The sequence below is a fragment of the Pseudomonas sp. SCPG-7 genome (genome assembly GCF_002156405.1).
GTDB classification, from domain to species: domain Bacteria; phylum Pseudomonadota; class Gammaproteobacteria; order Pseudomonadales; family Pseudomonadaceae; genus Aquipseudomonas; species Aquipseudomonas parakoreensis.
The window spans coordinates 415,844-433,948 of record NZ_MVOO01000003.1 but is presented as its reverse complement, the minus strand read 5'-3'; the positions used below and the strand labels follow the sequence as shown (position 1 = coordinate 433,948).

At 60.5% G+C, this 18,105-nt stretch carries 16 protein-coding genes; 9 read left to right on the top strand and 7 right to left on the bottom strand.

Annotated features, from left to right (window positions below):
• The first annotated feature begins 66 nt into the window (after positions 1–66).
• From thrC to B1722_RS08910, 4 genes are all read left to right on the top strand, one after another.
• Complete coding sequence (gene thrC / locus B1722_RS08925; protein ID WP_041063169.1) at positions 67–1,476, top strand: threonine synthase; 1,410 nt, start codon at positions 67–69, stop codon at positions 1,474–1,476.
• A 119-nt stretch (positions 1,477–1,595) separates the two neighbouring features.
• A complete protein-coding gene (locus B1722_RS08920; RefSeq protein ID WP_041063172.1) occupies positions 1,596–2,948 on the top strand; it encodes a transporter substrate-binding domain-containing protein in 1,353 nt (450 codons plus the stop codon).
• A 127-nt stretch (positions 2,949–3,075) separates the two neighbouring features.
• Positions 3,076–3,483, top strand: a complete 408-nt coding sequence (locus B1722_RS08915) for a response regulator (protein WP_086792202.1) — start codon at positions 3,076–3,078, stop codon at positions 3,481–3,483.
• A gap of 162 nt (positions 3,484–3,645) precedes the next feature.
• Complete coding sequence (locus B1722_RS08910) at positions 3,646–3,927, top strand: DUF3509 domain-containing protein (protein ID WP_041063178.1); 282 nt, start codon at positions 3,646–3,648, stop codon at positions 3,925–3,927.
• A gap of 176 nt (positions 3,928–4,103) precedes the next feature.
• On the opposite strand, the gene B1722_RS08905 is transcribed toward B1722_RS08910, so the two are convergent.
• Entirely contained in the window at positions 4,104–5,084 is a 981-nt protein-coding gene (locus B1722_RS08905) for a TIGR02285 family protein (RefSeq protein ID WP_174377144.1), read from the bottom strand.
• The gene (locus tag B1722_RS08900) at positions 5,011–6,210 is read right to left on the bottom strand and encodes a CaiB/BaiF CoA-transferase family protein (protein WP_047292761.1); all 1,200 of its coding nucleotides are present in this window, start codon (positions 6,208–6,210) and stop codon (positions 5,011–5,013) included. The genes B1722_RS08905 and B1722_RS08900 overlap by 74 nt, the downstream gene beginning before the upstream one ends.
• 146 nt (positions 6,211–6,356) lie before the next feature.
• Here B1722_RS08900 and B1722_RS08895 point away from each other — a divergent pair, with 146 nt between their 5' ends.
• From B1722_RS08895 to B1722_RS08880, 4 genes are all read left to right on the top strand, one after another.
• On the top strand, positions 6,357–6,899 hold the full coding sequence (locus B1722_RS08895; RefSeq protein ID WP_041063193.1) for a YaeQ family protein: 543 nt from the start codon (positions 6,357–6,359) through the stop codon (positions 6,897–6,899).
• 55 nt (positions 6,900–6,954) lie between these two features.
• On the top strand, positions 6,955–8,664 hold the full coding sequence (gene recJ / locus B1722_RS08890) for a single-stranded-DNA-specific exonuclease RecJ (RefSeq protein WP_086792200.1): 1,710 nt from the start codon (positions 6,955–6,957) through the stop codon (positions 8,662–8,664).
• A 253-nt stretch (positions 8,665–8,917) separates the two neighbouring features.
• Entirely contained in the window at positions 8,918–10,024 is a 1,107-nt protein-coding gene (locus tag B1722_RS08885; RefSeq protein WP_041063201.1) for an NADH:flavin oxidoreductase/NADH oxidase, read from the top strand.
• A gap of 89 nt (positions 10,025–10,113) precedes the next feature.
• Positions 10,114–10,647 (top strand): GNAT family N-acetyltransferase, encoded by a 534-nt coding sequence (locus B1722_RS08880; protein ID WP_086792198.1) that lies wholly within the window; start codon positions 10,114–10,116, stop codon positions 10,645–10,647.
• A 125-nt stretch (positions 10,648–10,772) separates the two neighbouring features.
• On the opposite strand, the gene B1722_RS08875 is transcribed toward B1722_RS08880, so the two are convergent.
• Positions 10,773–12,401 carry a glucan biosynthesis protein D gene (locus tag B1722_RS08875; RefSeq protein WP_041063208.1) on the bottom strand — a complete coding sequence of 543 codons (1,629 nt, stop codon included), beginning with the start codon at positions 12,399–12,401 and terminating at the stop codon, positions 10,773–10,775.
• A 393-nt stretch (positions 12,402–12,794) separates the two neighbouring features.
• On the opposite strand from B1722_RS08875, the gene B1722_RS08870 reads away from it, so the two are divergent.
• Positions 12,795–12,980, top strand: coding sequence for a hypothetical protein (locus B1722_RS08870; RefSeq protein ID WP_041063212.1), 186 nt, complete (start codon positions 12,795–12,797; stop codon positions 12,978–12,980).
• 106 nt (positions 12,981–13,086) lie between these two features.
• Here the strand turns inward: B1722_RS08870 and B1722_RS08865 are convergent, their stop codons facing one another.
• From B1722_RS08865 to B1722_RS08850, 4 genes are all read right to left on the bottom strand, one after another.
• A complete protein-coding gene (locus tag B1722_RS08865; RefSeq protein ID WP_086792196.1) occupies positions 13,087–14,571 on the bottom strand; it encodes an APC family permease in 1,485 nt (494 codons plus the stop codon).
• Between the two features lie 212 nt (positions 14,572–14,783).
• Positions 14,784–16,208 carry a gamma-aminobutyraldehyde dehydrogenase gene (locus B1722_RS08860; RefSeq protein WP_086792194.1) on the bottom strand — a complete coding sequence of 475 codons (1,425 nt, stop codon included), beginning with the start codon at positions 16,206–16,208 and terminating at the stop codon, positions 14,784–14,786.
• A 161-nt stretch (positions 16,209–16,369) separates the two neighbouring features.
• Positions 16,370–17,179, bottom strand: coding sequence for an ABC transporter permease (locus B1722_RS08855; protein WP_007967757.1), 810 nt, complete (start codon positions 17,177–17,179; stop codon positions 16,370–16,372).
• Positions 17,169–18,104, bottom strand: coding sequence for an ABC transporter permease (locus tag B1722_RS08850; RefSeq protein ID WP_086792192.1), 936 nt, complete (start codon positions 18,102–18,104; stop codon positions 17,169–17,171). The genes B1722_RS08855 and B1722_RS08850 overlap by 11 nt, the downstream gene beginning before the upstream one ends.
• Position 18,105: the final 1 nt, after the last annotated feature.

Below are 18,105 nucleotides of genomic sequence, written 5' to 3'. Positions count from 1 at the left end.
GTCGTTGTCCTGCAATGGCCCCGTGAAAGGGGCCACTGTTGTGCACACTCTCCATTGGAGTCAGTCATGCGTTACATCAGTACCCGCGGCCAGGCACCGGCCCTGAATTTCGAAGACGTCCTGCTGGCCGGTCTGGCCACCGACGGCGGTCTGTACGTCCCGGAAAACCTGCCACGTTTCACCCAGGAAGAAATCGCTTCCTGGGCCGGTCTGCCGTACCACGAGCTGGCTTTCCGCGTGATGCGCCCGTTCGTGACCGGCAGCATCCCGGACGCCGATTTCAAGAAGATCCTCGAAGAAACCTACGGTGTGTTCTCGCACAACGCCGTGGCGCCGCTGCGTCAGCTCAACGGCAACGAATGGGTGCTCGAGCTGTTCCACGGCCCGACCCTGGCGTTCAAGGACTTCGCCCTGCAACTGCTCGGTCGTCTGCTCGATTACGTGCTGGAAAAGCGCGGCGAGCGCGTGGTGATCGTCGGCGCCACCTCCGGTGATACCGGTTCGGCCGCCATTGAAGGCTGCAAGCACTGCGAAAACGTCGACATCTTCATCCTGCACCCGCACAACCGCGTGTCCGAAGTGCAGCGTCGGCAGATGACGACGATTGTCGGCGAGAACATCCACAACATCGCCATCGAAGGCAACTTCGATGACTGCCAGGAAATGGTCAAGAACAGCTTCGCTGACCAGAGCTTCCTCAAGGGCACGCGCCTGGTAGCGGTGAACTCGATCAACTGGGCGCGGATCATGGCCCAGATCGTCTACTACTTCCACGCCGCTCTGCAGTTGGGCGGCCCGGCGCGTTCGGTGGCATTCTCGGTGCCGACCGGCAATTTCGGCGACATTTTCGCCGGGTACCTGGCGCGCAACATGGGTCTGCCGATCAACCAGTTGATCGTCGCCACCAACCGCAACGACATCCTGCACCGCTTCATGAGCGGCAATCAGTACGTCAAGGAAACCCTGCACGCCACGCTGTCGCCGTCGATGGACATCATGGTCTCGTCGAACTTCGAACGCCTGCTGTTCGACCTGCACGGTCGCAACGGCGCGGCCATCGCCGGGCTGATGGATTCGTTCAAGCAGGGCGGTGGCTTCAGCGTCGAGCAAGAACGCTGGACCGAAGCCCGCAAACTGTTCGACTCGCTGGCCGTGGATGACGCGCAAACCTGCGAAACCATCGCCGAAGTCTACGCGCAATGCGGCGAAGTGCTGGACCCGCACACCGCCATCGGCGTCAGGGCCGCCCGCGAATGCCGTCGCAGCCTGGACATCCCGATGGTGATTCTGGGCACTGCACATCCGGTGAAATTCCCGGATGCCGTGGAGAAAGCCGGTGTAGGAAAAGCTCTCGAACTGCCTGCACATCTTTCTGATTTGTTTGAGCGAAACGAGCGTTGCACCGTTCTGCCGAACGAACTGAAAGCCGTACAGGCCTTTGTCAGCCAGCATGGCAACCGCGGCAAGCCGTTGTAAGCCGAAAAAGCTGTCACATTTTGAAGCCCGTCTCCTGACGGGCTTTTTTGTTTCTGCTGCCACACTGCTCGGGTTTTCGCCCATGAAGGACGGGTGAGTCGATCACGAAGGAAGTGGCAATGCTGTTTGAAAGAGGATGGAAACACACCCTGAAGCAGGTTCTGCTGTTGTGCCTGTTGTACGGCTGGCGCGTGAGCGCGGCGGCGCATCTGGCGCATGAGGAAGACAAGTTGAACATCGGCACCGTGGTGCTGGATGAGGAAGAGCGGCAATGGATTCGCGATAATCCGACGGTGATCGTGGCGGCGGAGCAGTACCCGTTGTACCTGTTTCTGGACGAGCACGGTCATTGGAGCGGCCTCAACAGCGATGTGCTCAAGCGCATCAGCGCCATGACCGGCTTGCAGTTCATCTACCGGGAATCCTTTTCCACCGCGCAAATGCTCGAGCGCCTGGAAACCGGTGCTGCGGACATCAGCACAACCCTGGCGATGAATGATGAACGCCGATTGAGCCTGGATTTCAGTCATGCCTTTGGCGGTGCCGGCTGGGTATTTGTCGGCCGCGCCGGCGAGCCGCAGGTGCAGTCACTGGAGCAGTTGGCCAAACGGGTGCTGGTATTGCCGGGTCGGCATGCGCTGGAGGGGGTGATCCGGCGCGATTATCCGTCCATCGAGTTACGTTCGGTGAAAACCTATGCCGAGGCGCGGGCGCTGGTCGAAAGCGGTGAGGCCTATGCCACCATCGAAAATGAAATCGGTGCGCAACTCTATCCCTCCGGCCTGCTGAAGGTCGGCGAATTGCTGGAGGGGAAATGGGAGGCCGATCTTCTGGCCGTGCGCAAGGGTCAGCCGCAATTGCTGAGCATCCTGAACAAGGCGCTTGAAGCGTTCCCGGCTTCCGAACTCCGGGCCATTCGCCTGAACTGGCTGGGCGGCATCGGGCCGAAACCTGCCGCCGCCGGTTGGCAGCACTGGCTCCGCTCGAGCTGTTGGGGGGTGGTTTTGGTGGGGGGCTTTTGCGTGATGTCGCTGTTATGGAATCGGCGAATGGCGGCCGTGATCAAGCGGCATCGAGACGTGCAAAGCGTGCTCGACGATCAGTTGGTCTTCCAGCGTGCATTGATTGATGCCATGCCCGATCCGGTGTTCGTCCGTGACCTGGAAGGGCGCCTGATCCTGTGCAACAAGAGTTACGAAGAGGCATTGTCGCTCCGCTTTGAGCAGGTGCAGGGATGCCGTTTGATCGAGGTCGATGCGCTACCGCGAGCCACTGCCGCCACGCTGCATGATGAGTTCATGATTCAGTTGAGAACGCGCAGGACCCGCTTCAGCAAGCGCCGTTTGCAATTCAACGATGGCAATCGGGAAATCTATCAGTGGACCGTCCCGTTCTACAGCGCCAAAGGGGAATTGCGCGGCCTGCTCGGGGGCTGGACAGATATCACCCAGCGTGAGGCTGAGGCGGGATAAGGTCCGCATTGATATTGGGAAATTTCCTATGTCACGCGCCTCTTTTTCCGATGGGGGACTGAAGGAGGCTCGCCTAAAGTGGGCAACCACTGCGGCGAGTCCGCGATTGCCGTTTCCGAGGTCGCCCATGCGCTCGCTCAAAGTCCTGATTCTCGAACCTGACCCTTATCGAATGATGGCGTTGCACCAGATGCTCAACGCGTTCGGTATCTATGACGTACTCACGGCGTCATCGCTGGCCTCGGCACGCTGCTCGCTGGAGCGTCGTACCCGGGTCGACATCGCGATCTGCGATCCGCAGCTGAAAGGCGGGGAAGGCCTGGCGCTGATCCGGCATCTGGCGGCCGAGCGGGAGGCCAGTGCTGTCATTCTGTTGGGGCGAGTAGCACCGGGCCTGCTGAGCGATCTCGAAAGCCTGCTGCAAACACAGGCGTTGATGCTGCTGGGGCGCCTGCAAACGCCGGTTTCGGCGGTGCTGATGCGCGGGCTGCTGGACCGCTACCTGCAAACGGCAGCCCAGCCGGCCGGTGCCTGAACCGACGGTTATGTTTCTGTCATCTTCACCGTGCATGCTCTGACAGACCGCTAACTGCTTCGTGAGCAGCGCGGCATTCAGAACTTTCTTCTCGGGCCGGTGGTCACTTAATGTGAACACGCCCCAGGCACAATGTTTTCGGACTATTGAGTGGAGATCGAGATGGAAAGTATCAGTCTATTGCTCGGTGAGGCTCTGAGCCCGTATCAGGTGACGTTGACTCCGTGTGGCGCCCATGGCGAATGCCTGGTGACGCTGAAGAACAGCAACGGCGCCCTCGTGGTGGAGCGCGAATTCAATCAGGCGCAGTTGACCGACAAACGCCTGCTGACCGATGTGGTCGACGGGTTGCACCGCGACGTCCTGATCGCCGAAGGGCGGCTGGAGCCCTGTGTCATCGCGGCTTTGCGCAATGCGGCGCTGGATAAGCGTGCGGCACTGTAAAGATGAAATATTTTTTGTGGGAACCTTCCTGCATTCCCGTCAGTCAGACCCCGTAACAGCAGGATCAAGCATTGTGCTCCGGTGCTTGTCGCTTGCTGCTACGGGTCTTTATGTAGACCGCGTTTAACCCCGAGTCGTTTCCCCACTTCTCGGGGTTTCTTTTTGCCCGCAGGTTTTTATTGCGCGGCCTGTTGTTCGAAAAAGATTCGTGCCTGTTGCAGGTAATCCGTGCGCATTTCGGGGTCAAGCCAGTCGGCATACGACTGGTTCAGTTGCTCATGGGGCAGGGTACGCAGCAGTTGGTTGATCTCACTGATCGCCTGACGGCCCTGAGGCGTATCGGAACACCCGACATAGCCGGACAGATATTTGCCGGTGCCTCGAATCGGATAGAACACCAGTTGGTCTTCGGCGATTTGCGCCTGATGCGCCTGATAGCGGATCTCCGGCCAGTAACCCAACACCACTTGCAGCCGACCCAGGCGCTGCATCGATAGCAGGCTGCTCAGGGCGTCGTTGCCATAATGCGGCGTCAGCGCACCGTCCGGGGCCTGCTTGAGCAGCGTGTCGAGATACTCGCCGTAACTGCGTTCTGCGACGACGCCGATCTTGATTTCGCCGTTGGCCAGAAATGCCGTCAGATCGACTTCACCGTCGACCAGGTATGGCGCCAGTACCTCGCGATCTTGCTGACGCACCACCAGACCATTACTGACAGCGCGAAACGCCGGAATAGAGAAGGCGATCCATTGCGTGCGTTCCTTGCTCCAGATCAGCGACGGATCGCAAGTGAAGGTCGGCTCGTGCAGCATCTGCATGCCCCGGGCGCGATTGACCCGCATCAGCGTGTGTTCGTATTGCGGCATGCCGGCGATCAGCATCGGCATCAGTTGATCGATCACGCCTTGGCCCTTTTTCGAGCCTTCGAAGATGGTCAGGGGCGGCAAGTCGCGCAGCAACCAGATCAGCGTGGGTTTCGCTTGCGCCCAGGCGGGCAGGGCCAGCAGAAACAGCAGGCCGAACAGCCGCCACGTCCACCAGTGGTGGGCGCGGTTGGCGGCCGATGTCTGGCGATGTTTCAGCTTAAATGGCTCCGTCTGTGCGCAACCGGGCGATCTGCTGTTCGTCGTAGCCAAGATCGTGCAGCACCTGCGCATTGTGTTCACCGAGCTGTGGCCCGACCCATTCGGAAGTGCCCGGCGTCTCGGAGAGTTTCGGCACGATGCCCGGCATCTTGAAAGGCTTGCCGTCCGGCAGTTTCGCCTGCAGGAACATTTCCCGGGCGAGGTACTGCGGGTCGCTGAACATGTCTTCGGCACTGAAGATCCGGCTGGCCGGCACTTCCGCCTGGTTGAGCAGGTCGAGCACGCTTTGCAGCGGCAGCGAATTGACCCAACGGTCGATCACCCCATACAACTCGTCACGGCGAGTGTCGCGCCCGTCGTTGCTCGCCAGCGTCGGGTCGTTGGCCAGATCCTCGCGGCCGATGATCAGCATGAAACGTTTGAAGATCGCGTCGCCATTGGCGCCGATCTGCACATGCTTGCCGTCGGCGCTGGTGTGGATCGATGACGGCGTGATGCCCGGCATGATGTTGCCGGTGCGCTCGCGGATGAAACCGAACACGTCGAACTCCGGCACCATGCTTTCCATCATGGCGAAAATCGCCTCGTACAACGCGACATCGACGACCTGGCCGAGACCGCCGTTGACCTCGCGGTGACGCAGGGCCATCAGCGCACCGATCACGCCCCATAACGCGGCAATCGAATCACCGATGGAAATCCCGGTGCGCACCGGTGGCCGATCCTCGAAACCGGTGATGTAGCGCAAGCCGCCCATGGATTCACCGACCGCGCCGAAGCCCGGTTGATCCTTCATCGGCCCGCTCTGGCCGAACCCCGAGAGGCGCACCATCACCAGTTTCGGGTTCAGGGCATGCAGGGTTTCCCAGCTCAGCCCGAGTTTTTCCAGGACACCGGGGCGAAAGTTCTCGATCAGGATGTCGGCTTCGCCCAGCAGTTTTTTCAGGATCGCCAGACCCTCGGGGTGCTTGAGGTTCAGCGTCAGCGACTTCTTGTTGCGCGCCTGAACGAACCACCACAACGAAGTGCCTTCATACAATTTGCGCCATTTGCGCAGCGGATCGCCGCCGTCGGGCGATTCGACCTTGATCACTTCGGCGCCGAACTCGCCGCAAATGCGTGAGGCGAATGGCCCGGCAATCAACGTACCCAATTCAATGACTTTCACACCGCTGAGCGGTTTGTTGGCGAACGGCATACTGAATCCTGTAGGACAAGGCTGAGCAGATACAGCGTTTTAACATAGCCGGCTGTCAGACGCCGCAGCTTGATCGCCATCAATTCGATGATTGCCTACCGCATCGGTTAGACTTGCCGACTTTCCTCGTATCAAGAAGCCCGTTCATGGCCCAGCCGTCTACCACTTACAAATTCGAACTGAACCTCACTGACCTCGACCGTGGTGTCTACGAGAGCGTCAAGCAGACCATCGCCCGTCACCCTTCGGAAACCGAAGAGCGCATGACCGTGCGGCTGCTGGCCTACGCCCTTTGGTACAACGAACTGCTGTCGTTTGGCCGTGGTCTGTCGGATGTGGATGAACCTGCGCTGTGGGAAAAAAGCCTGGACGACCGTGTTCTGCACTGGATTGAAGTCGGCCAGCCGGATGCCGATCGCCTGACCTGGTGCTCGCGTCGCACCGAACGCACCAGCCTGCTGGCCTATGGCAGCCTGCGCGTATGGGAAGGCAAAGTGGTGCCGGTGGCGAAGAACCTGAAAAACGTCAACATCGCCGCCGTTCCGCAAGAGGTGCTGGAAACCCTGGCCAAGGACATGCCGCGTGTCATCAAGTGGGATGTGATGATCAGCGAAGGCACGATCTTCGTCACCGACGACCGTGGTCAGCATGAAGTCCAGCTGGAATGGCTGGCAGGCGAGCGCGGCTGATCCCGCGTCGCCTGCTGATTAATCCCACGTATTCAAGAGAAGTTTCCGTTACCCCATGCGTATTGATCCTCGACCGTTGCCTGCCACGCTGCCGTTTCTCGGTGATCTGCCACCTTTGCTGACCCGTTTGTACGCGGCGCGTGGCGTTCAATCCGAGGCCGAGCTGGATAAAAGTCTGGCGCGGCTGATTCCGTTCCAGCAGCTCAAGGGCATCGAGGCAGCGGTGGATCTGCTGGTGACGGCGCTGGACCAGCGTCAACGGATTCTGATCGTCGGTGACTTCGACGCCGATGGCGCGACGGCCAGTACGGTCGGCGTGCTTGGCTTGCGTCTGCTGGGCGCGGCGCATGTCGATTATCTGGTGCCGAATCGCTTCGAATACGGCTATGGCCTGACCCCGGAAATCGTCGAGGTTGCCCTGACCCGCGAGCCGCAGTTGCTGATCACCGTCGACAACGGCATCTCCAGCGTCGAAGGCGTGGCTGCCGCCAGGCGCGCGGGACTCAAGGTGTTGATCACCGACCACCACTTGCCCGGCGATGAACTGCCGCTGGCCGATGCACTGGTCAACCCGAATCAGCCAGGCTGCGAGTTTCCGAGCAAGGCGCTGGCCGGGGTCGGGGTGATTTTCTACGTGCTGATGGCCTTGCGCGCGCGCCTGCGCAGTCTCGGCTGGTATGAGAGCAAGCCACAGCCGAACATCGGTGAGTTGCTCGATCTGGTGGCGCTGGGCAGCGTCGCCGACGTGGTGCCGCTGGACGCCAACAACCGGATTCTGGTGCATCAAGGCCTTGAGCGGATTCGCGCCGGGCGCGCACGGCCGGGGATCAAGGCGATTCTCGAAGTGGCCAAGCGTGATGCGGCGCGCATCACCTCCACCGACCTGGGTTTCATCGTCGGCCCGCGCTTGAATGCGGCGGGGCGCCTGGATGACATGAGCCTCGGGATCGAATGCCTGCTCACCGCCGATGCCAATCTGGCGCGGGAAATGGCCGCGCAACTGGACGGCATGAATCAGGACCGCAAATCCATCGAGCAGGGCATGCAGCGCGAGGCGCTGGCCCAGCTCAAGGATTTGCCGGTGGAATCAATGCCGTTCGGCCTGTGCCTGTTCGATCCCGAGTGGCATCAGGGCGTGATCGGCATTCTCGCCTCGCGGATGAAAGAGCGTTATTTCCGCCCGACCATTGCCTTCGCCGATGCTGGCGACGGGCTGCTCAAGGGCTCTGGACGTTCGGTGCAAGGCTTCCACATTCGTGACGCGCTGAGCGTGGTGGCCGCGCAGCATCCGAACCTGATTGCCAAATACGGTGGTCACGCGATGGCGGCGGGCCTGACCTTGCCGCAGGAGAATTTTGCGCTGTTCGCCGAGGCTTTCGATGCCGAAGTGCGTCGGCAACTCCGCGAAGAAGACCTGACCGGGCGGATGCTCTCGGACGGTACGTTGGCGGTCGAGGAGTTCCATCTGGAACTGGCTCGCGCATTGCGCCATGCCGGGCCTTGGGGCCAGCATTTCCCGGAGCCGCTGTTCCATGGTGTGTTCCAGTTGGTCGAGCAGCGCGTGGTCGGCGAGCGCCATCTGAAAGTAGTGCTGAAAAGCGAGTGCGGGTCGGTGAAGCTGGATGGCATCGCGTTCGGCATTGACCGCGATGTGTGGCCGAACCCGACTATTCAGTGGGTCGAGCTGGCTTATAAGCTCGACGTTAACGAGTTTCGGGGCAACGAGTCGGTGCAATTGATGATTGCCCACATCGAACCACGCTGACCCCATTCGCGAGCAGGCACGGTGTTGTCTTTGTGGGAGCGAGCCTGCTCGCGAAAGCACCCTTTCACACACTGAATCACTCTGAACCCTCCCTCATCCCCGGTTGTCGACTAGGCTCTAAGCACTGCTTGATTGGCCTTGTGACGTCTTGTCGAATTTTTTGCCCGCGGGGGCGGGTGCTGCGCCTTTTTTGTCACTCGTCGACTTTTCAAACAGAACCCTGGAGCCTGCCCACTGATTTGAGAGGTGCCCCATGAGTCTGCTGCTCGAACCCTTTACCCTTCGCCAACTGACCCTGCCCAACCGCATCGCCGTGTCACCGATGTGCCAGTACTCCAGCGTCGACGGTCTGGCCAACGACTGGCATCTGGTGCACCTGGGCAGCCGCGCGGTGGGCGGTGCCGGACTGATTTTCACCGAGGCCACGGCGGTCACTGCCGACGGACGAATCACCGCCGAAGACCTCGGTCTGTGGAACGACGAACAGATCGAACCGCTGCAACGCATCACCCGTTTCATCACGGCACAGGGCGCGGTTGCTGGCATTCAACTGGCCCACGCCGGGCGCAAGGCCAGCACCCATCGGCCATGGATCGGCAAACACGGTAGCGTCAAACCGGAGGATGGCGGCTGGACCCCGGTCGGGCCATCGCCGATTGCCTTCGACCCGCAGCACACGCAACCGAAACAGCTCGATGAAGCGCAGATCGCCGAAATGATCCAGGCCTTCGTTGCTGCGGCCAAACGCGCGTTGACCGCGGGTTTCAGCGTGGTCGAGGTGCATGCCGCCCATGGTTATCTGCTGCATCAGTTTCTGTCGCCATTGAGCAATCAGCGCCGCGATCAATACGGTGGTTCGTTCGAAAACCGTATTCGGCTGGTGTTGCAAGTCACTGAGGCCGTGCGCGAGGTCTGGCCACAAGAGTTGCCGGTGTTTGTCCGGGTTTCGGCTACCGATTGGGTCGAAGACGGCTGGAACCCGGATGAAACCGTCGAACTGGCGCGTCGCCTCAAGGCACTGGGCGCGGATCTGATCGATGTCTCGTCTGGTGGTACCGCCGCCAACGCCGAGATTCCTGTGGGGCCGGGTTATCAGACGCGCTTCGCCGAACGGGTGCGCAAGGAGTCAGGCATCGCCACCGGCACCGTCGGCATGATTACCGAGCCGGCGCAGGCTGAGCACATTCTGCGCACCTGTCAGGCCGACATCATCTTCCTCGCCCGCGAACTGCTGCGTGACCCTTATTGGCCGCTGCACGCCGACGATGATCTGGGCGGGCGCAAAGCGGTGTGGCCGGCGCAGTATCAGCGCGCAACCCATCGTGATCAGCCGATCCATGAGTCTGACCTGCGCGATTGATTTCAAAACCGCGTAACGTCTATAAAACCCGCCATTGGAACGGCGGGTTTTTTCTTGTCCGCCGTTCTGGAATTTCAGGGAAGACAGCCATGTTGATCGAACGAGAACTGAGCGAACACGACTTGCCGTTGCTGGCGCAGATCGACCGCAGTGAGCGGGTTGAGGCGAACTATCGTCTGGAAAACGGTGAGCTGATTCTGTACCCGGTGCATGTCGACATGCGTGGTTGGCCCGAAGGGGAGGCCGAAGAAAACGCATTGGTGCTGGAAAAGTGTTTGCGGCGCGGAGGTTGGCTGTATGGCGCTTTCGACGGGCAGGCGCTGGTCGCGGCGGTGGTTGTGGATAACCGGGTTATACACAACCAGGGGCTGAGCATGCGTCAGCTGAAGTTTTTGCACATCAGCCGTGATTACCGCGGGCAAGGGCTGGGGGCGAAGCTGTTTGCGTTGGCTTGTGAGCAGGGGCGGCGGTTGGGTGCCGAGGCGTTGTATGTTTCAGCGACTGAATCGCGCAACACTGTGGAGTTTTATCAGCGACAGGGTTGCCGGTTGGTTGATCAACCGGATCCGGAGTTATTCGCTCTGGAACCCTGCGACATCCATTTGTATTTGCCGCTGACCTGACGGACGCCATCGCTGGCAAGCCCGCTCCCACAGTGGTCGGTGTCGATCACGAAATGTGTGTACGGCACCGAACTTGTAGGAGCTGGCTTGCCAGCGATGAGGCCCGATCAGACGCTAGACAACCTTCAAGGATACTTGCGCTTGTCCGGCGCCGGCGGGAAGTACTGGTACAACCAGGTCTCGCTCAGCGTGCGGTCATTGGTGCGGATGAACAGGCGCAGTTCCACCGGGTCGACGCTGTCGCTGGTCGGGTACCAGTCGAACAGGATCCGGTAACCCTTGATGTCATCGAGCACCAGCACGCTGAAGTCCTGCACCTTGCCGTTGGAGCAGGTGACCACCGGTTCGATCCCGGTGCCCTGCGGCAGGCGATCCAGGCCGCCACCGGTGAAGTCCACGGCAAAGCGCCGTGCCCACACCGGCGGATAGTGCTCGCCCGGTGCCCAGCCTTCGACGAAGCCCCCCATGCCCGAGCGGGTCGCATGCACCCGCGCCAGCGGTGTGCCAACTGGCGGCAGAGCGCTCCAGTAGAGCTTGTAGCCGTAATTCAGCGAGTCGCCGGCGGCGACCGGCTTCTTCGGGGTCCAGAACGCGACGATGTTATCGAGGGTTTCGCCGGTGGTCGGAATTTCCAGCAGATCGATGGAGCCTTCGCCCCACGCGGTTGTAGGCTCGACCCACAGGCTCGGGCGCTTGCTGTACCAGTCGACAGTGTCCTGATAGTTGGCGAATTCGTGGTCGGTCTGTACCAGACCGAAGCCTTTCGGATCGGTGTCGGCAAACGCGTTGAACTGCAGGGTCGCCGGGTTGTTCAGCGGACGGCAAATCCACTCGCCATTGCCACGCCACATCGCCAGGCGATCGGAGTCATGGATCTGCGGGTGAATGGTGTCGCACATGCGGCGTTCATGGGTGCCGCAACTGAACATGCTGGTCATCGGCGCAATGCCCAGCTGTTCGATGGCTGTCCGCGCGTTGATGTGGGCGTCGATCTCCATCACCACGCGCTCGGCCTGGCAATCGATGTCGAAGCGATAGGCGCCAGTCGCACTCGGCGAGTCGAGCAGGGCGTAGACCACAAAACGCGTGGCGTTCTGCTCCGGAGTCTCGAACCAGAACTTGGTGAAGTCAGGGAATTCTTCGCGCTTTTTCGCGTAGGTGTCGACGGCCAGGCCACGGGCCGAGAGGCCATATTGGCCAGTGGCATCCACCGCACGGAAGTAGCTGGCGCCGAGGAACGACACCACGTCGTGACGATCCAGCTCCGGCGCCTTGAACAGCTTGAAGCCGGCAAAGCCCAGGTCGCCCTTGAGCTGCTGGGTATCGACCGAGGTGTTCTCGTAATCGAATAATGTCGGGCGGAAATGCACTTCGCGCGCGGTGCGGGTCTTCGGATCGACGCTGTACATGCGCACTGGCTGGCGGAAACCCATGCCGACGTGGAAGAACTGCACGTCCAGCTGACCCTTGTTTTCCTTCCACAGCGAATGTTCGCCGTCGTAGCGGATCGCGTTGAAATTCTGCGGGGTCATGGTCGCCAGGGTCGGCGGCAGCACCTGTTTAGTGTCCTGATAGGCCGAACCGGCCAGTTGCTTGGCCTGACGCTTGAGCGCTTCGAAATCGAAGGCCTGCGCTTCGCCATCAGCGGCGCCACCATTGGCGGCCCAGGCACGGGCGGCCAGCAGGCCGGAAGCCGAGAGACCGGTGTAAGCCGCAATGGCCATCGACGCTTTGAGCAAATTCCTGCGGTGCATAAATACAACCTGTCGTGAGCAATCCCGCGCCTTTCCTGGCACGTGCTGGATCAGAAATTACGGTTCGGACAAGCCTTCGGCCAAACGCAACGGACTATAAACAGATGCCGGCTAGCTTAAACGGTTCGCTCGCCGAGCAAAATTCGTTGATACACGATGACAGCGTGTCAATGAAACAAGACATGTCGGTTAAACGTCCTACGGCACTTACTGATTTACAGGGCATATCTGCTTTTTTCGACTAATTACTCTAAAAACCGCTTTTCAGCGCCGATTAAATTTCTATTCTATGGGCATGGCCGGTACGACCGGCAGGGCACAGGCGCTGCTGTAAGGGGCAGGGCGATGTGGTGATCAAGCAATTCTTCGACGTATCAGAGAAGGACATCGTCCATGGCAAAAATACAAGGCATCGCCGAAATGCTCGGCATCTTTCCCTGCCTGAGCAGCGGACGCAGAAGGCGTCGATTGAGTTCTGAAGAGCTGAAGCTGGTGGAGCGTTATCGCGAGTTGTCGGAGAGTGACCGGATTGCGATGCGGTATCTGGTGGATGCGATGCGCAGTGTTTCGCGGTTTTGAGTGTGTCTAGCCCTGAAACAGGCTTACACCTGTTTCAGGGCTAGACAATTGATGACGGCGCTTCGAGGAGGCCCCGGAATCAATATTCGATTCCGGGGAACTCGTCTTAGCGACTCACCTTCCACGCATCCCCAGCCGGCGCCTTCCCATGGTCATACGGCTTGCCAATCCACATATAAATCAACCCCAGTCCAATCACAATCACCGTGCTCAGCACCATCGCGTAGTTGATGTACCACGCCGCATCCGGCGTACGTGGCCAGGCCATGTTGATGATCGCGCCGACGCCATACACCAGCGCGCCGATGTTCACCGGCCAGCCCCACGCGCCGAGGGTGAATTTGCCGCTCGGTTTCCAGCCTTTCATCCGCGCATACAAAGCAGCCAGTACGATCATCTGGAACGCGAGGTAGATGCCGATAGCGGCGAAGCTGACGATGGTGGCCACGGCGTCTTGCAGGAAGAAGCCGAGGGCGATGATCAGGGCGGGCAGGACACCGGACACGAACAGTGCGGCAACCGGTACTTGGTTTGTAGGAGAAATCTTTTTCAGCAGTCGGCTGCCGATGACCATTTCGTCGCGAGCGTAGGAGTACAGCAGACGACTCGCCGCAGCCTGCAGGCTGATGACGCAGGAGATGAAGGAAATCATCACCACGCCCATCACCACTTTCGAGCCGATCGGGCCGAAGGCGTTATTGAGGATGGTGGTGACCGGGTCTTTGTCAGTGCCGTTGATCACCGCTTGCATGTCCGGCACGGCGAGGATCAACGCCAGGCAGGCGAACATCGCCGCGATGCCGCCGATGTAGATGGTCATGCGCATGGCCACCGGGATTTTTGCGCTCGGGTTCGGGGTTTCTTCGGCGACGTCGCCGCAGGCCTCGAAGCCGTAGTAAAGGAACATCCCCGCCAGCGACGCGGTGAGGAACGCCGGCAGGTACGAGCCGTCAACGCTGATGTCGAAGGTGTTGAACAGCACGCTCAGCGGCTGATGACGTTCGAAAACCAGCAGGTAGACGCCGACGATCACCGCGCCGACCAGCTCGCAGAGGAAGCCGAACATGGCGATCCGCGCCAGCACTTGGGTGCCGCTCAGATTGACGAGCGTGGCGAACAGTGTCAGTACCAGCGCGATGACGATATTGGTGTTGTTGCTCGGCTCAAACCCGAGCATCGCCGCCAGATACGGCCCGGCACCGACAGCCACTGCCGCAATGGTCACGCACAGGGCGATGGAGTAGATCCAGCCGACCATCCATGCCCATTTCTTGCCAACCAGGCGCCGCGCCCATGGATAGACGCCGCCGGAAATCGGGAACTGCGACACCACTTCGCTGAAGATCAGGCACACCAGCAACTGGCCGCAACCGACCAGCAGGTAAGCCCAGAACATCGGTGGTCCGCCGGCGGCGAGGCACAGGCCGAACAGGGTATAAACCCCTACGACCGGTGACAGATAAGTGAAGCCCAGCGCGAAGTTTTCCCACAGGCTCATGCTGCGGTTGAAGTTCGAGGTGTAGCCCAGTTTGCGCAGTTGTTCGGCATCGCTGTCGGCAACGCCGGCCGAGAATTCGGGTGAGGCACTCATGTGTGTTTGCTCCGTGAAATCGGCAGATTTCGGATGGCCGAGGCCGTGGCGGTGCTTTGCGGGCGCCGCCCGGTTCGGTAGTTATTGTTTTGGAATCCTGGTGGTGCGTAATGCCGGTTTCCTTCCTGAAGCCGGGTGACGCCATCGCTGGCAAGCCAGCTCCCACAAGAGCTGCGCTGAACCTTGTGGGAGCTGGCTTGCCAGCGATGCTTTTAGTGCTTGAACATCACATGCCGAACCGTGGTGTAGTCCTCCAGCCCATACATGGACATGTCCTTGCCGTAGCCGGACAGTTTCTGACCGCCGTGGGGCATTTCGCTGACGAGCATGAAGTGCGTGTTGACCCAGGTGCAGCCGTACTGCAATCGCGCGGACAGGCGATGCGCGCGTCCTACATCCGCCGTCCACACAGAGGAAGCGAGGCCGTAGTCCGAATCGTTGGCCCATTCCAGCGCCTGGGCTTCATCGGTGAACTTGGTCACCGACACCACCGGCCCGAACACTTCGCGGCGCACGATTTCGTCATCCTGCTGTGCATCCGCCAGCACCGTCGGTTCGAAGAAGAAGCCGTTGCCTTCCACAGCCTTGCCGCCGGTGATCAAGCGAATGTGTGGCTGCGCCACGGCACGTTCGACAAAACCAGCGACGCGGTCGCGATGTTGCGCAGTGATCAACGGCCCAAGCTCAGTCGACGGATCTTCCTGCAAGCCATACTTGATGCTGCTGACCGCCGCGCCGAGCTTCTCGACGAATTTTTCGTAAATGCCCTGCTGCGCATAGATCCGGCACGCGGCGGTGCAGTCCTGCCCGGCATTGTAGAAACCGAAGGTGCGAATACCTTCCACTGCAGCATCGATATCGGCGTCGTCGAAGATGATCACCGGCGCCTTGCCGCCCAGTTCCATGTGCATGCGTTTGACGCTGTCGGCGGTGCTGGAAATGATGTTCGAGCCAGTGGCGATGGAGCCAGTCAGCGAGACCATGCGCACTTTAGGATGCGTGACCAACGGGCTGCCGACGGCAGGACCGCGACCGAACACCAGATTGAGTACACCGGCCGGGAAGATTTCCGACGCCAGTTCGGCCAGACGCAACGCGGTCAGCGGGGTTTGTTCCGACGGCTTGAGCACCACGGTATTACCGGCAGCGAGGGCCGGGGCGATTTTCCAGGCGACCATCATCAGCGGGTAGTTCCACGGCGCAATCGAGGCGATCACGCCCACCGGGTCGCGGCGAATCATTGAGGTGTGGCCGGGCAGGTATTCACCACCGGCCGAACCGCTCATGCAACGGCTGGCGCCGGCGAAGAAACGGAACACGTCGGCAATCGCCGGAATCTCGTCATTCAGCGCGGCGCTGTAGGGCTTGCCGCAGTTGTCGGATTCGAGTTTAGCCAGTTCCTCGCCATGGGCTTCGATGGCGTCGGCGAGTTTGAGCAGCAGCAGCGAACGGTCTTTCGGTGTGGTTTGCGACCACTCGGCGAACGCGTTATCGGCGGCGCGCACGGCGGCATCGACCTGGGCCTCGGAGGCTTCGTTGATTTCTACCAGTACGCTGCCGAGCGCCGGGTTGAGCACCGGTTGCGCCGGGCCTTCGCCGTTGACCAGGTGGCCGTTGATCAAGAGTCTGGTTTGCATGGTTTTGTCCTCGTTAACACTTTTATTGTTCTGGCCGAATCGAGATCCCTGTGGGAGCGAGCTTGCTCGCGAAAGCGGTGCGCCAGTCGACATCAATGTTGGATGTCATGGCCTCTTCGCGAGCAAGCTCGCTCCCACAGGGGGAAAGTGTCTGTCATGAATCATTTGCCGCCGCTACCGGCGACACTCTCGCCACCCCGGGTCAGGTAATACGCGCCTAGGATCGGCAGCATGGTCACCATCATCACCAGCATCGCGACGACGTTGGTCACCGGCACATCCCGAGGACGGCTGAGTTGATTGAGCAACCACAGCGGCAACGTGCGCTCATGCCCGGCGGTAAACGTGGTGACGATGATTTCATCGAACGACAGCGCAAACGCGAGCATGCCGCCGGCCAGCAGCGCCGAGCCAAGGTTCGGCAGAATGATGTAGCGAAAGGTCTGCCAGCCATCGGCACCGAGGTCCATCGAGGCCTCGATCAAACTGTGCGAAGTGCGGCGCAGGCGGGCGATGACGTTGTTGTAGACGATCACCACGCAGAACGTCGCGTGACCAACGATGATGGTGAACATCCCCGGCTCGATCCCCAGCGTCTTGAACGTCGCCAGCAGCGCGATCCCGGTGATGATCCCCGGCAACGCAATCGGCAAAATCAGCATCAGCGAAATACCCTGCTTGCCGAAGAAGTCCCGGCGATACAGCGCGGCTGAAGCCAATGTGCCGAGCACCATCGCAATCAGCGTGGCGATAGCGGCAATCTGCAGCGAGAGCTTGATCGCCTCCAGCACGTCCGGCCGCGAAAACGCCACGCTGAACCAGTGCAGGGTGAAACCCTTTGGCGGAAAACTGAACGCCGCTTCCTCGGTGTTGAAGGCGTAAAGGAAGATGATCAGGATCGGGAAGTGCAGAAACACCAACCCGCCCCAGGCTGCGATGCGCAGACCGAGAGAGGCTTTTTCAGAGTGCATCGAAGGCCCCCAGTCGTTTGACGATGGACAGGTAAATGGCGATCAACACAATCGGCACCAATGTGAACGCTGCCGCCATCGGCATGTTGCCGATCGCACCTTGCTGCGCGTACACCATGCTGCCGACGAAGTAGCCCGGCGGGCCGACCAGTTGCGGCACGATGAAATCGCCCAGGGTCAGGGAAAAAGTGAAGATCGAGCCGGCCGCAATTCCTGGCACCGAAAGCGGCAGAATCACCTGCATGAAGGTCTGGCGCGGCTTGGCGCCGAGGTCGGCAGACGCCTGCAGCAGCGACGGCGGCAGACGCTCCAGCGAGGCCTGAATCGGCAGGATCATGAACGGCAACCAGATATAGACAAAGACCATGAAGCGCCCCAGATGCGAGGTCGACAAGGTGCTGCCGCCCACCCCGGGAATGCCCAGAACGAACTGCAACACCGGCTCCAGTCCCAGATGCTGCACGAACCACTGCGCCACACCGCCCTTGGCCAGCAGCAACGTCCACGCATAGGCCTTGACGATGTAACTGGCCCACATCGGCAGCATCACCGCGATGTAGAAAAACGCCTTGGTCTTGCCCGTGGTGTAGCGCGCCATGTAATAGGCAATCGGGAACGCGACGATGGCGCTGGCGATCGACACCACGATGGCCATGCTCAGCGTGCGCAGGATGATGTCGAAGTTCGACGGCTGGAACAGCGCGGCAAAATTGGCCAGGGTCAGGTCAGGGGTGACCGCCATGGTGAAGTCGTCGAAGGTGTAGAAACCCTGCCACAACAGCACCAGCAGCGAGCCGAGGTAGATCGCGCCAAACCACAGCAACGGTGGTACCAGCAGCAGCGACAGATACAGATTCGGCTTGCGGTAGAGCAGGTTGGAAAACCGCCGCAACGGCGGTGCTTGAGTCATTGCGAGCGTGCTCATC